The organism is Sulfitobacter sp. L-8, from assembly GCF_056859255.1.
This window is the reverse complement of the sequence record NZ_JBSXOD010000015.1, coordinates 1-15,151: the sequence shown is the minus strand read 5'-3', so window position 1 is coordinate 15,151 and position 15,151 is coordinate 1. Positions and strand designations below refer to the sequence as shown.

General features: G+C 53.4%; 10 protein-coding genes. 7 read left to right on the top strand and 3 right to left on the bottom strand.

From position 1 onward, the window contains the following. Positions 1-4: 4 nt before the first annotated feature. Genes AC13DE_RS00705 through AC13DE_RS00695 form a run of 3 tightly spaced genes read left to right on the top strand, consistent with a single transcriptional unit; the run spans position 5 to position 6,527 of the window. On the top strand, positions 5-2,026 hold the full coding sequence (locus AC13DE_RS00705) for a type I restriction-modification system subunit M (protein WP_446313548.1): 2,022 nt from the start codon (positions 5-7) through the stop codon (positions 2,024-2,026). Continuing rightward, positions 2,023-3,288 (top strand): restriction endonuclease subunit S domain-containing protein, encoded by a 1,266-nt coding sequence (locus AC13DE_RS00700; protein WP_483046695.1) that lies wholly within the window; start codon positions 2,023-2,025, stop codon positions 3,286-3,288. Before AC13DE_RS00705 ends, AC13DE_RS00700 begins: the two co-directional genes overlap by 4 nt. After that, a complete protein-coding gene (locus AC13DE_RS00695) occupies positions 3,285-6,527 on the top strand; it encodes a type I restriction endonuclease subunit R (protein WP_446313426.1) in 3,243 nt (1,080 codons plus the stop codon). Before AC13DE_RS00700 ends, AC13DE_RS00695 begins: the two co-directional genes overlap by 4 nt. A 147-nt stretch (positions 6,528-6,674) precedes the next feature. Here AC13DE_RS00695 and AC13DE_RS00690 read toward each other — a convergent pair whose 3' ends face one another. Genes AC13DE_RS00690 through AC13DE_RS00680 form a run of 3 tightly spaced genes read right to left on the bottom strand, consistent with a single transcriptional unit; the run spans position 6,675 to position 10,219 of the window. Continuing rightward, the gene (locus AC13DE_RS00690) at positions 6,675-7,091 is read right to left on the bottom strand and encodes a hypothetical protein (RefSeq protein ID WP_446313425.1); all 417 of its coding nucleotides are present in this window, start codon (positions 7,089-7,091) and stop codon (positions 6,675-6,677) included. Between the two features lie 6 nt (positions 7,092-7,097). Beyond that, a complete protein-coding gene (locus tag AC13DE_RS00685) occupies positions 7,098-8,906 on the bottom strand; it encodes an ATP-binding protein (protein WP_335754785.1) in 1,809 nt (602 codons plus the stop codon). Further along, positions 8,903-10,219: an SIR2 family protein gene (locus AC13DE_RS00680; RefSeq protein ID WP_335754784.1), complete on the bottom strand. Its 1,317-nt coding sequence runs from the start codon at positions 10,217-10,219 to the stop codon at positions 8,903-8,905. The genes AC13DE_RS00685 and AC13DE_RS00680 overlap by 4 nt, the downstream gene beginning before the upstream one ends. A 318-nt stretch (positions 10,220-10,537) precedes the next feature. On the opposite strand from AC13DE_RS00680, the gene AC13DE_RS00675 reads away from it, so the two are divergent. The 4 genes from AC13DE_RS00675 to AC13DE_RS00660 form a co-directional block, all read left to right on the top strand. Continuing rightward, entirely contained in the window at positions 10,538-11,266 is a 729-nt protein-coding gene (locus AC13DE_RS00675; protein WP_335754783.1) for a hypothetical protein, read from the top strand. A gap of 124 nt (positions 11,267-11,390) precedes the next feature. Next, positions 11,391-13,361 (top strand): tyrosine-type recombinase/integrase, encoded by a 1,971-nt coding sequence (locus AC13DE_RS00670; protein WP_335754782.1) that lies wholly within the window; start codon positions 11,391-11,393, stop codon positions 13,359-13,361. 203 nt (positions 13,362-13,564) lie between these two features. After that, a complete protein-coding gene (locus AC13DE_RS00665) occupies positions 13,565-14,818 on the top strand; it encodes a hypothetical protein (RefSeq protein WP_446313424.1) in 1,254 nt (417 codons plus the stop codon). Between the two features lie 2 nt (positions 14,819-14,820). Next, positions 14,821-15,151, top strand: a 331-nt coding sequence (locus AC13DE_RS00660; protein ID WP_483046694.1) for a hypothetical protein, incomplete at its 3' end; no start/stop codon positions are given.

The following is a 15,151-nucleotide window of genomic DNA, read 5'->3' as shown; positions in this document are numbered from 1 at the left end:
GCCTATGACCAACACAAACAGCAACAACGCAACGCTCGCAGACTTCATCTGGAAGAATGCCGATGTCCTCTGGGGCAATTTCAAACACGTTGATTTCGGTAAAGTTATTCTGCCTTTTACCCTGCTTCGACGTCTTGAGTGCGTTCTTGAGCCTACCAGGACACAGGTTGCATCAACTCATCAAGCGATGGCCAATCAGGGCGTCGACATGGACCTCATTTTGCCTCCAATCACGGGCTACCCCTTTTACAATACCTCCAACTATGACTTGGGAAGCCTTGGGGCGACCCGGACCCGCCAAAACCTGGAAGATTACATTTCCAGTTTTTCAGCTAATGCTCGAGTGATCTTTGAGCAGTTTGACTTTGCCAACACAATTGCGCGGATGGATCGCGGCGGTGTTCTTTACAAGATTTGCCAAAACTTCGCAGCGATCGATATGCACCCGAACACCGTTCCTGAGCGAACGATGTCGAACGTCTACGAGCATCTAATTCGCAAATTTGGCGCCGAAGTAAACGAAGCTGCAGAAGACTTTATGACACCGCGCGATGTGGTTCATCTTGCAATTGAGCTTTTGCTTGCCCCAGACGAGAAAATTTTTGTCAACAATCCTGGTCTCATTACGACACTCTATGATCCGACAATCGGTACCAGTGGCTTCATTTCGGACGGTATGGAGCACGTTGACACATTGCGGGACCGCTACGGCAATGCGCCGACGATCATACCATACGGCCAGGAACTCGAGCCTGAGACTCATGCGGTTGCTCTGGCGTCCATGCTTTTGAAAACTATCCCAACCGATCCAGGTCGCGATCTCTCGCAAAACATCAAACTCGGAAGCACTCTATCCAACGATCAGCTTGCGAACGAAAAATTCAATTACTGCGTTTCTAATCCCCCATTTGGCAAAAAATGGGAGATGGATCAAAAGGCAGTGGTCAAGGAGCATACGGATCAGAAATTTGAGGGTCGGTTCGGGCCCAAGCTGCCACGCGTAAGCGATGGGTCTATGCTATTTCTACTGCATCTACTGAGTAAGCTTGAGGACCCAGAAAAAGGCGGCGGACGGGCAGCCATTGTTCTTTCAGGGTCTCCCCTCTTCAATGGCGGGGCCGGACAGGGGGAATCTGAGATCCGTCGGCATCTGTTGGAGAAAGATGTGGTCGAGGCCATCATCGCACTACCTCAGGAAATTTTCTTCCGCACTGGCATCGCCACTTACATCTGGATCCTGTCGAATAAGAAGCCCAAGCATCGTAAGGGCAAGGTGCAATTGATCAACGCGACAGATATGTATGAAGCCTTGCGCAAGAGCGAGGGCAATAAACGGCGCAAGATCAGCGACGACCAAATCCGCGATATTGTGACCATGTACTCAGACTGTGAGGCATCGAAAAAAAGCCTTATCATGGACGCCCAGGATTTTGGCTATCGCCGCATCAAAGTCCTGCGTCCGCTGCGTATGAAGATCGTGATCTCTGACGCAGGCTTCGAGAAGCTGTTTGAAGAAAAGGCCTGGGCCAAGCGTTCAGAGGACCAGCGGTCGGCCTGGACTGACCTTTTGCGTGAGGCAATGAGTTCGGAGCATGACTGGCATTGGGTCGAGTCCTTTGCCAAAGATGCGGCCAAGAAAGACACGACGCTCGGCAAGGTTGATACTGCACTGATCAAGTCATTCCGGGCGGCTTTCGGGGTGCGCGATCCTGAACTGGAGCCTGTGGTCGACAAAAAGGGCAAAGTCATCGTTGATGACGATATGACCGATTATGAGAATGTGCCGCTTGGAATTGATATCCAGGACTACCTCGTCACCGAGGTTCTTCCGCATGCCGACGACGCCTACATCGACGAGACCTTCAAGGATGAAACCGATGAAGGCGTTGGCGTTGTCGGATACGAGATCAACTTCAACCGGTATTTCTACGAATACCAGCCACCACGCGATCTGGAAGAGATCGATACGGATCTGAATGCTGTGGAGGCACGCATTGCGGCTATGCTGGCAGAGGTGACAGAATGAGTTTGCGGGTTATCAACGGACATAAAGCAAAACTATGCGGGATTCCTTCTTACTGGACGCAGACGAAAATGCGGCGCGCAGTTGGACAGTATCAACTTGCAAAGAACGAAGACCCCAATCCCGTCGTGTTGTCTCTCACGAAAACAGGGGTTCGCGTAAAGACGGATCTGGCTTTCGGAAAGTCTACTGAGAATTATGTAGGGCATCAAATTGTTGAGCCTGGGCAGTTTGTTTTCACACCACGAGACTTTGATGCGACACCAATTCTCTGCGGACTCAGTCCAACCCGCGGCTGCATCAGCAACCTATACATGGTGTTCGATGTGGCAGAAGGCATCCACCCACGGTTCCTGGAATACTACTTTTGGGGCTTGAAGCACGGTTACGACTACTTTGCCAAGCTCAGCCACGGAATGAGGTACTCATTCAATCGTGAGCAATTCGAGAGAATTCCACTCGTATTTCCTGACCAAGCTAAGCAAGAGGAGATCGTGCTTTTCCTCGACCGAGAAACAAGTCGTATTGACGACCTGATCGCGGAGAAGGGCAACTTCATCGCCTTATTGCGGGAAAAGCGAGTGGCCGAGATTTCGCGGGCTGTCACCAAAGGCCTCGATGCGCATGCACCGATGAAACCATCCGGACAGGACTGGCTGGGCGACGTGCCCACGCATTGGCATATCAAGAAAGCCAAGCATCTCTTTAATAACATGGCCCGCCCTGTCGAAGAAGATGATGGCATCATCACCGCATTTAGGGATGGACAAGTCTGCCTGAGATCGAGACGACGCACGGGCGGATACACTTTCGCGGAAAAAGAGGTGGGGTATCAGCGCATACATGAGGGCGATCTCGTAATCCATACGATGGATGCTTTTGCGGGTGCGGTGGGTGTGTCAGAGGATACAGGCAAGGCCACCGGAGAATATGCTGTCTGCACGCCCCGCGATAACAACGTAAACTGCCACTATTTCGCAATGGTATTGCGGTGCATGGCGCTTCGAAACTACATCTTTATTCTCTGTCCGTCGGTGCGCGAGCGTGCCCCACGGTTTCGCTTTATCCGCTTCGCACCTGTTCCGTTGCCGGTCCCTCCCCGCGAGGAGCAAGATAGGATCATGGAGGCCATCGACCGCGAAACCGCTCGTATCGACGGCCTTATCCGTGAGACGCAACGCAGCATCGAGTTACTAAAAGAGAAGCGATCCGCTCTCATCACTGCGGCTGTAACCGGAAAAATCGACGTAAGGAGTGCGGCATGAGCGATCTGCACCACGAAAAACACCTCGAAGCCTATATTGTCCAAAAGCTCACCGACCAAGGTTGGCTTCTGGGTTCCTCCGCCGGCTACGATCAGGATTATGCCCTCTATCCCGAGGATATCGAGGAATGGCTGAAGGCCACCCAGCCGTCCAAGTGGGATAGGCTCGTCGCCATGAATGGCGACAAAGCCCGCAAAGTCCTCATGGATCGCCTCGAGAAAGCTCTCGAAAAGAATGGTCCCATCCATGTCCTGCGGCGCGGCTTCGCCATCGCCGGATGCGGGCAGATCGATATGTCCGAAGCTGCCCCCGAAGACCAGCGCAACCGAAAGATCATCGACCGCTACGCCGCCAACCGGCTTCGTGTCGTGCCGCAGCTCAAATATAAGCATGGACATCAGGATGCGATCGATCTTGGCTTCTTTCTGAACGGCTTGCCAGTCGCCACCGTCGAGCTGAAGACCGACTTCACTCAATCGGCTGAAGCCGCGAAGTTGCAGTATATTGACGACCGGCTTCCCACAGAGCCGAAAACGAAGCGCAAGCACCCCCTCCTTACCTTTAAGCGCGGTGCCATCGTGCATTTTGCCATGTCAGACAGCGAGATCTGGATGACGACGAAGCTTGCTGGCGAAGACACCTTCTTCCTGCCTTTCAATCAGGGGCATGAGGGGCGAAGCGGAAACCCTCCGCGAGATGACGGTGAGTACCCTGTCGCCTACTTCTGGGAAAAGATCTGCCAGCCCGATGCCTGGCTTCGCATCTTCCACAGCTTCGTCTATGTCGAAAAGAAAGATGTGGTGGACCTAAAAGGGAAATGGTCCGTCAAGGAAACCCAAATCTTCCCACGCTACCACCAGCTTGATGCCGTCAATCAAATGACCGCGGATGCCAAGAAAAATGGCCCTGGTTTGGCCTACTTGTGCGAACACAGCGCTGGCTCTGGAAAGACATCAACCATCGCCTGGACGGCCCATGACTTGGTCAAAATGCGCACGGATGATGGCAAGGCTATCTTCGACACCGTCATCATCGTCACCGATCGAAATGTACTTGATAGCCAGCTGCAGGACGCAGTTCAGCAGATAGATCACCAAGAAGGCCTGATTGCAGCCATTGACCGGGAAACCTCCTCTAAGCCCAAGAACCAGCAACTCACAGAAGCTATCCTGAAAGGCACGCCGATTATCGTTGTGACCATTCAGACATTCCCCCATGCGATGGAAGCCATCCTCACGGAATCCTCTTTGAAGGATCGTGGGTTCGCAGTCATTATCGACGAAGCGCACACTTCCCAGACAGGCAGCACTGCCTCCAAACTGCAGGCAACTCTGGCTATGTCATCCAACAAAGACATGGCCGGCATGACTGTCGAGCAGCTACTCGAGGAAATCCAGAAAAGCCGCGTAAGGCCGTCGAACATCTCGCATTTTGCCTTCACCGCGACTCCGAAACATTCCACCATGATGCTTTTCGGCCGTCGGCCGGACCCCTCTCAACCTGCGGAAAAAGGCAACCTGCCGGCATCATTCCATAAGTACGAGATGAGACAGGCTATTGATGAAGGCTTCATCATGGATGTCCTTCAAGGCTACCTCCCCTACAAGACCGCCTTCAATCTCGGCAAGAAAATGGTAGATGAAAAACGCGTTGATGGAAAATCAGCGAAACGCGCCCTTGCCCGATGGATGAATCTGCACCCGACGAACGTCACTCAAAAGGTGCGGTTCATCATGGAACATTTTTCAAAGAACGTGGCTCACCTTCTCGATGGCAATGCCAAGGCTATGGTTGTGACCAGCTCGAGGCCGGCGGCGGTCAGATACAAGAAGGCCTTCGACGCCTTCATTGAAGCCAATCCTCAATACAAAGAAATTCGTGCTTTGGTCGCCTTCTCCGGCAAGCTGTCGGGAAAAGATATCATGCACTCCGATGATGACCGCATTTCCGGCGAAGCCTTCGTTTGCAATGAAGATGCTGAATTCAGCGAAGCCAACATGAATCCCGACGTCAAAGGACAGGATCTTCGGATTGCATTCGACCGCCCCGAATACAGAGTCATGCTGGTTGCCAACAAGTTCCAGACAGGGTTCGATCAGCCGAAGCTGGTCGCCATGTATCTGGACAAGAAGATCGCCAATGCTGTCGATATCGTACAGACACTATCTCGCTTAAACCGAAAGACGGCAGGTAAGGATCAGACCTTCGTGGTCGACTTCGTCAATGAGCCTCAGGTCATTCTGGAAGCCTTCGAGATGTATGATTCAGGCGCTAAGATCGAAGAGGCTCAAACGCTTGAAGTCATCTACGATCTCAAGGAGCAACTGGACGAGCAAGCTCTCTATGGTACCACTCATATCGAAGCTTTTCGAGAAGCCCGATACAAAACCGCCAAGGCCATTTTAAGCTCCACAGATACTCAACACAAAGAGATGTATGCTGCCACACAGCAGCCTACCGATTTCTATAACTCTCGACTGAAAGAACTGCGCAGCCGCAGCGAGAAGGCAGAGGCCGCCTATCAAGCTGCCAAAACTGCAGGCAATCAAGGCGGAATGGAGCAAGCAGATCATTATCGACGTCAGATTGATGAAGACATTGGTAAAATGGTCGACTTCAAATCAGGGCTGGCGCGTTTCTCAAGGACCTATGCCTACATCGCTCAACTGATCGATCTCGGCGACCCTGAACTTGAGAATTTTGCCGCCTTCACCAAGCTACTTTCTAAACGTCTGGATGGCGTACCTGCTGATCAGGTAGATCTCTCCGGGATTAGCCTTACTGGGTATGACATCCAAACCGTCGATCTCCCAGGTACAGATGGAGGTAACGAAGAAGGGGCCGACTTGTCCTTGCGGCCAATTGGTCCCGGCGGCTCCCCTGCCCCCGGCGCTCTCCCGATCTACCTGCAGGAGCTGATCGAGCGCCTCAATGGCATCTTCGGTGAGGCTGCCCCCCTGAAAGACCAGGCGAGTTTCGTTAACCAAATCGCTGCCATCACACGCGAGAACGACATTGTCATGGCACAAGTGGACAAGAATCCCAAAGAACAGGCTCTGAAGGGAAACTTGCCAGGCGCGATACAAATGGCAGTCGCTCGAGCAATGGCTTCAAACAACTCTCTCGCTGCAACACTTCTCAAGGAAGATCGGCAAAGCTTGGGGATCATGACCAATCTAATCTACGATCTACTTAAGAGTGGCGGCGACATTAACCTGACGGACCTGGACGCGGTCTGAACCCCTACACCTACGAATCACCACCCCTCTTGCTCATTGGTCAGGAGTAAGAGGGGATCTTGGGGTGGCAGCCGCGATACCTTAGCAACCAGTCTCAAAAAAAATCAACGCTACTGACGAAGCAAAAAAGAGCCTGACATAGGGTCTCTAAACGCACGGCGAAAAACCGCAGAAAATCGCTTCCAAGCTACGTTTTTCCGCCCGAAGAAATTTCAGGGAGCGTGTTCGCCGCAATATATGCCCTGAAGACCCTTCAAAAACCGCCATATAGATGCCTATCCCGATGTTTGCGTATCGTCCGAGTTGCAAGACAAGATCGTAGATGAAGTACTCCGCCACGGGGTCCAGCTTGACGGTTCGCCTCAAGTGAAACCCGGGTTTGCCGGCATATACCCTTGTCTGCGAACGGAAAGAAAAAGCCTCTTGGTCGGGATCAAGGCAACGGCTCAGGAACTCGGCGATTTCGTCTTGACCATTTTCGATCAGATAGCGGTTTGTCGACATCGGAAAAAGCGTGCGTCGATAGTCAGCTGAGTAGAATTCAAACATAAATGCTTCCTGCAAATATTATCATGAATCGTCGGTCAAAAGGACAGTTTCGCTCTTACCCCAAAAGTGCTGGTACCTCGGACCGTGGCTTTCAGGCTGTTGACCCTTTTCGGGCTTCGTCATCATGATTGGTAACGGTGCGGGCAGATCGGGCCCAACGATGATCGCCTCCCCCTGTGAGAGAGATGGAATGAAAGCAGCGGCGCTGCGATCGAGGTCTCCACATGCTCTTTCAATGGTTTCCCGATCCCGGTCATTGGTAAGCCGGTGAACGAAGAGGGTTCCAAGCTGGCTAAGAACATCCTCCGGAACATCTCTGGGGCGCTGCGTCGCGATTACGGTGGTCAAACCGTATTTTCTGCCTTCCTTGGCGATGAGGCCGAAAGCGTCCAGGGTAACACTATTCTGCTCGTCTCCGATTGAGCGCCCAATGAACTGGTGAGCTTCATCCAGAACGCAAACCAGCGGGTTCGCGACAAACTTGCTGCTTCGCGCACTTTCAAGCAAATACCTTCCAAGTGTATTCAGTAATAACTCGCGCGCATGGTATTTGAAGGAGACATCCCGAAAAGAAATGACCAACGCCCTTTGGGTATCATCGAAGATAAATTTTTCTATGACGCTCGCAATGTCTTGGCCATCAGATTTGAACATACATGCGAGTTCGGGAGCGCTAAGATACGTCTCTATGCGGACATTCAGATGATTGCAGGCTCCAAGAGCAAAGTCATCTGGCGCACCAAAACTCCCCAGGACACCATGGTCGCTGTTGCTGCCCTGCCTGACACATTCATATCGGACTTGTTCGGCAAGGATGCCCAGGTCAAAGTCGCAAAGTTCGCTGTTGATTTCGTCAGCCAGAGATATTTGTGCTACCGAAAACGCATGGCGACTATTGCCAGCTTTCCGGATTGCGCCATTCTCCAAGACCTCTACAAATCCTTTTCCGCCAATATCAAACTTTTTCCGTCCACTATCCTCTTCATAGCGATAGCCGCCGCGTCCAGCCAACAGAGCCTTAGCCAAACGAAGACTTTTTATCGCGCTTCTCAACGTGGGGCCTTGTACTTGTGGTGAGGGCGTCAATAAGGAATATAGGTCGATCTCCGAAAGGTTCTTATGAGGGAAATGGACTTGGTTCGTTCCGACTGCATCCGAGACATTAAAGGCGAGCTGCTGTGCTCCCGCAACTTTTCCGGAAAATTCGCCGGTTGGATCAAATAGGATACATTTTCCGCCGATACGCACAATCTCATTTACAAGGTGGGACACCGTCCAGCTCTTACCGCCGCCGGTCGCACCAAACACCCCGCAATGACGTCCAAATAATTTCTCCGGCGGAATACTAAGAGCTGCGTCAGCCAGCCCTGATAACTGCCCCAACTCAATGAGCAACGACCCACCCTCTCGCTCTATATCGCCTTCTAATGCATCTTGGATGGATTTTGACAGCGCGCTGCCCGCTGCGAGGTAGGCCGCATCGCCCACCCGTGGCTGGGTGTTTATCCCTCGCGCCACCTTCCGAGTGATCTTATCCACGGTTGCTAATAGTTGGACGCGCCCCTGTGGCTCTACCATGGGTTCCGTTTCGATTTGGTGCTCAAGGATGTTTCGCTGCCGGTCTGGAATGCCGACCTCTGTCAGGCGTCCCAAAATTGCGGCACGGTCGCAATCGACAAACACAAACTCACCAACCGCCCCCTTTGACAGCCCGCGCCGCCCGAGGGCTGCGAGAGCATTTGGCAAGGTCAGTTCCACGGTACTGGCGGTCACCCGTGTGATGGTTCCGATGCGCTTGGACGGGTCTATCAGGGAGGCAAGTTCGTTCATGCGCCATCGCCCTCACGCAGCTTCTCAAGCCGATCCTGCAAGAGCTGGCGATCCGTCTTGCCCGATATCATCGGCAAGGCGTCGGCAAGGTCTTCGAAGCGGCCATTCAGCATTGTGATGCGCGTATCGCCCTGCTGCACAAGGCGGGCGATCTTTTGCTGATACGGGCGTTGTCCAGCCAGATCAAGGTCGATCTCCTGCGCCTCATCGAAGAGCTTTTGATGCTCCACGAACCCGCGATCACAAAGCACAAGGCGCAGCGACAGGTTCGTTTCGATGGCTGACCAAATCGGAGCGCTAATGTGATCATCCGCGAAACCGAAACCGGAGACGATCAACGTTGTATCGGGTTCCCGCAACGCTGCCTGCAAGGCCGCGAACATGTCGAGATAAGGGCTTTCGAATGCTTCCTGATACTTCGAAGACCGAGGATAGATCAGGACGGGACGACGGTCCTCGCTGGGATCATCGACGCTTCGAATAACGATATCATCTGAGCGTCGCCGCCAATCCACCGAACCGTGCAGTTTATATAGACGGAACACACCGTCGAGGTAGTCGGCCTTCGTGCTGGAAGCGGCACGCCGCACGATATCATGGTCGAAGTGATCACGGTTGAACCGCTGTTCTGCGCTGTGGGAAAACCCGTCGATCAGCACCACACCCAGGCGGAGACCTGCAGTCTCGATACACAGATCATAATTCGTGGTGAACAGCTTCACTCTGGGTTTTTCTGGGGATCGTCGGGCGAACTTGCGGAGAAACCCGGTATGCGCAGGCAGCTCTGTGACGCTACGCACGAAACCGACCTGGACCAGAATCTCACGTTCTGCGGTAGTTACGAACTCTTTCAGTTTCTTCAGTCTGGTATAGTCAGGGGAGGTGCCATCTTTTTCCGTCCGAACCTCCAGCATTTCGATGGACATCTTGCACAAACTGAGTAGCGCTTCAATGTTCTCTTCACCCTCGACCGGCACGTGCCCGAATACAGATTTTGCGATGTCGTTGAACCCAGCCTCGCCGCAACCAGTCTTGACCGCCTGCCAGAGGTGCCACATCCCCGGCGCAATGGGCCCGCCTTCGTTCTTGGCCGAAAAGGACGCCCCAGATCCCAACAACACTACGACATTGGTCGAATGCAGCGCCGCCAATAGGGCTTCTTCAAGCTGATCCTTGCATCCGGCCTTGGGTTTCTTGCTGGGGTCTGCGGGGTCTTCCTTTTCACTCTCCCACTGTCGCCATTTACCGTCGCGCGTCAGCAGGCGAAGCAATTCTTTTTTACCTTTAGGTTCTCCATCCCAGAAATTGGCCAATTCATACCCCTGCTTTGCAATTTTGGAGTGAGAGTAGATCAGTCAGCTCAGTTCGTAAATGTACACGGTCCCCCCAGAGTTGTAGAGGATATTCCGGAAAAACCTATCAGTGGGCGGCCTACCAAATGAACGGTAAGAATGGCAGGCGGCAGCGAACTTCCGCTCTCTATCCTTCCCTTCAGGTGTCATGGTCAGCCCGCATTGTCAGTAGTCTTGTTGACGCGTTTCGGTGTTGTTTTGCCAGAATTGACCTATCTTGCGGTGTAGCATTTTGCCAACGCAGCCAATGTCACCAGTTCCTCCAAAAGGAGCTGATAAATGGCGAAACAAATCTGCGGCGGTTTGGGGAGCAACCCGGACGAGAATATAACAACTACCGTTTTGGCAAGGCATTTGGGCGTTTCCAGGAATACAGTGCCTGCGATCACGGCTAAATTTGCACTTACGAAATGGGACAGCAGATTTCGTAAGTACGACGTGTTTCGCCACATCCATGGGCTGGATCCGTTGTTGATGGACACTTTTCTGGTCAGCTTCAAAACAGCGCATAGCCGCAGCATCGGCGATGGCACCTGCGACGCCGATGATACTGTCGGCCGGATCTGCCTTATTGATGAACTTTCAGGCATCAATAATCTGGCCTCCGCGCTCTGGGATCAGGGCCTGATCCATATCTCAGATCTCGCTTTGGAATACGGATATGCCTACGACACTTTTCGCAAGAAGCTGAAGTCTGGGGACATCAACCTGCCGCCGATACAGCCGATCGAGCTGTCATCAAACCGCGTAATGTACCGCCCACTTGATGTCGTTCTATGGCGGCGGCACGGCATCGTCATGAACCTTCCGAAGGCTGACGGATCGTCATCAGATTTGATCCACCTTCCATCTTCAGAACACACTGATCAGACCTCAATGAGGCTCTCCCTATCAGACTCAATGACAAGCGCGGTCTTTGCAGCTGCCATAGCCGCGACCGACGAGAAAAGCGATATCAGCGCCACTCCTGCACATTCCCCGGACGTGCTGCACAACACGCGGCCATAAGCGAAACCCCCGCCACTTTGGGGTGTGGGCAAGATGATTGGAGTATCGCTTGGCCTGCACAAAAAGCGGCATTTATGCATAAAAACCGGTTTTTATACCGCCTCAGATATTCATTAAGGACACCATGACCGATACACATTTCTCCAGCGTCAGCGACACTGTTTTCCACGTAAACATGCAGCCATCTACTGCCAAGGCCGCGTTGGTCACTCCCATCCAATCGGTAAACGGCAACCACCAGCCAGTGAATTTTCAGGAAATTTGGGACTGGACCGCACACCATAAAAAGCACGACCTCCAACTGCTTCGGGTATTCCTCGAAAAATGGGGCTATGGCCCCGCGGGTACCCTTTCGCTCTCAAGCAATGCGTCTGACAAATCCACGCCGGCGCCGAACAGCTTCTCAAGTCTGCTGGAGTGGTTCGACGCAGCTTTTCCAAAATCGCGCCGCGGTATTCACCCTCGTCTCGATCTTTGCGTCACACTCGATCGTTATAAGAAAATTCGTGAGGGCGTGCGTCGCTCAATTTTGGGCTGCATGGGTGCCTACGGAGCTCGCGCCACCCGGAACGCACTTCAAGATGGCTGGACCGAGCTATTGGCCCTGCTCCAGCCCCTCACGGAAAACCACGGGCCGCTGGACCAGCGGAGCTACTCGCTGCTGAAGACGTTTGTAGATATCGCGCGCCGCGCCGGTCTGGAGCCCTGGCATCTGACCGAGGATATGTTTGACGCTCTCGAAGATGCCTTTGTTACAGCGCAGGACAGGGAATTAACCAAGAAGGCATTCCAAATCCTCAATGAGTGGAACGGACTTGTCGACTTTGGTGACCTATTACCGCAAACGCCCATCCCAGCTCCCCCCGCGCGACGCCTTACCGATGCTTTGCCGCCGCACATAGAGGAACGGATCGACCAGCTTGTCTCGATCGCGGCAACGCGTATCGATATCAATACGAGCAGGATTCATGATAAAGTTACACAGGAAACGAAGAACGCCTATAGGGCTGCACTGCGCTATCATGTCAAGTTGCTACCGTATTGCCCAATCGATCCCGATACAGCCTATGACCGGCCTGTCTCCGACCTTGAAGCCGCTAATGATGTCGATGCGTTGTTTGCCCCCGAGCATATTTCCGCAACGATCCGCGCTACCGAAGATCGCGAACATCTGCCATCGGCGATCCAACCAGATTCCGCTCTAACCTACTACAAGACAATCCGCATGATCCTCGAGAGAAATGTCGATGCCTTCGACGCAGCTGACGTGGCCGACATCAAACTGCGGATAAAATCGAGTGAATACTTCAAAGATGCTGGTCGCGACGAAATGCCCGAGCATATTCAGGCCTGGTGTCGAGACCTTGTGAAAAATCCGGAAAAAGAACGACGGTTTCACAATTTGCATCGAATCTTTCGCGCCAAGGCTGAAGAGGTCATGAAAAATGCGCTGGACCAAAACGGCGTTTTCGACGCGGATCGTCTCAGTGCTCAGGACCGCCCCCGCGTAATCCGCCTCGGGGTATGCGCCGCAGTCTGCGCCATCATGCTGACTGGCAGACCGCTGCGCTTGCGCAATGCAATCTGGCTGCGCCACCGCGGGCGTCGGGCAAATATCAATCCAGGGGCAGGTTGGGAGTTTTTCATTCCAGCCGATGAAGCCAAGGCCGGCGTGAAGATCCCGGAGATGACCCCTCGTGTGAATCGCCAGGGTCCAGCGGTATTGGACTGGTATCTCAAATCGATCCGGCCGCTGATCGATCCAAAGAACGAAAGCATCTACCTCTTTCCGTCAATCCGGGTGCCCGGCGGGCGCCTTCATCCATCAACTTTTCGCCAGTGGTTTCAGTCGGCGGCCAATGATGCAGGTGTGCCTATGACCTTCCACCGCTTCCGCCACGGGTTCGCCAGTATTCTGGTCCGTATGGGAGAATCCATGCGGAACATTGCCGATATGCTTGCCAACTCCGAGGCAGTTTGCAGCAAGCGCTACGCGTTCCTTGATCCCGATAGCAGCGCCAAGATTGCACAAGACGCGATGGCAGAAGCTGCTTCCGCAGCGGAGTGCACGATACGGAAAAGGAACAAGAAATGACGTCTCGCATCCAAGCCATCCTCCGCGCGCCACACATGAGGGGCGTTGCCCTTTTGCCAGGCATTGCGAATGCCACCGCGACCGAACTTGAGGCGCTGGAACCGTTTATAGGGTTTTGCGCGCATCACCGCATCATGGCACCGGCAGTAGCGGACATCCGGGCTTTCTTGTCCTTGGCAATCCCCTCCAAGCCTGCAGACCCCATGGCCGTCGAAATCTGGCAGCTCGATGGGCTCACACAAATTGAAGCTCTAAAACGAGCCTTACAGGCTCTGGGGTTTAGCCAGGCACTCATCGAAGCCACTACGGCCGCCGGTGAAGAGTTCCAGCATCGCTCGTCTTACCGGACCCATAACCACGGTATACGCCGCACTTATCGACGCACGGTCTCCATCCCCGTCGGTGAACTGCCACTGGATTGGCAACAAACCTTACGCAAATTGCGACGCGATCAGACCTATGCCCTATCCATCAATGACCGTATGGAACGACGCCTTGGCATGTTCGCTTGGTCGGCGGACCAATCAGGAATGCCGATAGATATTGAGAGCGCTGAAGCCGAATGCGCACTTTACGATGACCTGATCGACCGCTCCACAGCAAAGGCCATCGAGAACGGTGAAGACCCGGCCGAAGCACAGCCGAGATGGGCTTATCTACGTAGCACTGCTGAAGAGTTGCGTCGTTTTGCGACCCACCATGGGGCATCTCATCCCACCATGGAAAGATTCGATCGGAATTACCGAGGCTTCACAGGGCTCGAGAGCAGGCAAACACCAATGAAAATGTTCACTGCTCTTCGTGCCCCCACACTGCCTGTCACACTGGCCACAGCACGCATTCAGCTCGAAGAGGCCAATGCCACCTCCAATGTCGCCCACCGCCACCAGCGACGTCTGAAAGCCTGCGCTCGCGGCATCACGGTCGCCTGCCCACCGCGCGCGCGTGATGTCGTCGATCGCATTTTCTGGGGAAAGGGCGTTTTCTACCACGCAGATACGAACAGCTATTCTTTCAAATACACTCAATCAAAGGTTGAAAAGATGCTGAACGTCAATTTCCAGCCCAGTTTCAACATCTTCTTCAACGCATTATTGCTGGGTGACAACGACCCTCGATACCTGCCGCAGTTCCGCGATCAAGCTATGACGCAACGCCGGCCAATTTTTTTACGCTATGAGGGCGACCCTGTCGCATATGGTTGGTTCGGACGGACTTGGGATGATGCGATTGGATCCTCAAGTCATTTGGCGCGCACATTGTTGCAAACCTTTCTTGCCGATCTGGGAGAGCCGGGCCTGGACTATGGCAAAACCGCTATGGGCCACCGAGGCAATCGCAGCTTTCAAAAATACCGTGACGATCACGCCAGAAAGATTTCCGCTGACGTGGCCGCAGATGCGTTTTCTGACCGTGCGAATGACTTTGCCACAGATGACATAGAGGATCTGCTGTGACCATGAACGAGTTACCGCACGTTATTGATTTGGCCCCACACTCCTATCAAAGAGACACCATCAAAATAGATCCAGAGCAGCACCGGATCGTCATCACACTTCAAGACTTGGAAGACGCGCTGGAAGACGCTGCCAAAGACGGGAAACCAAGTCTGGCGGATTGGCCACATCGAACAGTTCATTTCAGAATGCTGTCTCGAATACTTGGTGGCTTGGACCACCCGGTCACATCCTTTGGATCTCTTTTGCCTGACGAATGGGGTGATATCCCGCCCGATATCCGAGACAGAATCCCGGGCAATCCTCGGAACGTTCACATGCAACTTGTCTCAA

Coding starts and splice junctions, on each gene's coding strand:
- AC13DE_RS00665 (WP_446313424.1), top strand. CDS start 13,565: ATGGCCGTCGAAATCTGGCAGCTCGATGGGCTCACACAAATTGAAGCT.
- AC13DE_RS00670 (WP_335754782.1), top strand. CDS start 11,391: ATGACCGATACACATTTCTCCAGCGTCAGCGACACTGTTTTCCACGTA.
- AC13DE_RS00695 (WP_446313426.1), top strand. CDS start 3,285: ATGAGCGATCTGCACCACGAAAAACACCTCGAAGCCTATATTGTCCAA.
- AC13DE_RS00675 (WP_335754783.1), top strand. CDS start 10,538: ATGGCGAAACAAATCTGCGGCGGTTTGGGGAGCAACCCGGACGAGAAT.
- AC13DE_RS00685 (WP_335754785.1), bottom strand. CDS start 8,906: ATGAACGAACTTGCCTCCCTGATAGACCCGTCCAAGCGCATCGGAACC.
- AC13DE_RS00705 (WP_446313548.1), top strand. CDS start 5: ATGACCAACACAAACAGCAACAACGCAACGCTCGCAGACTTCATCTGG.
- AC13DE_RS00700 (WP_483046695.1), top strand. CDS start 2,023: ATGAGTTTGCGGGTTATCAACGGACATAAAGCAAAACTATGCGGGATT.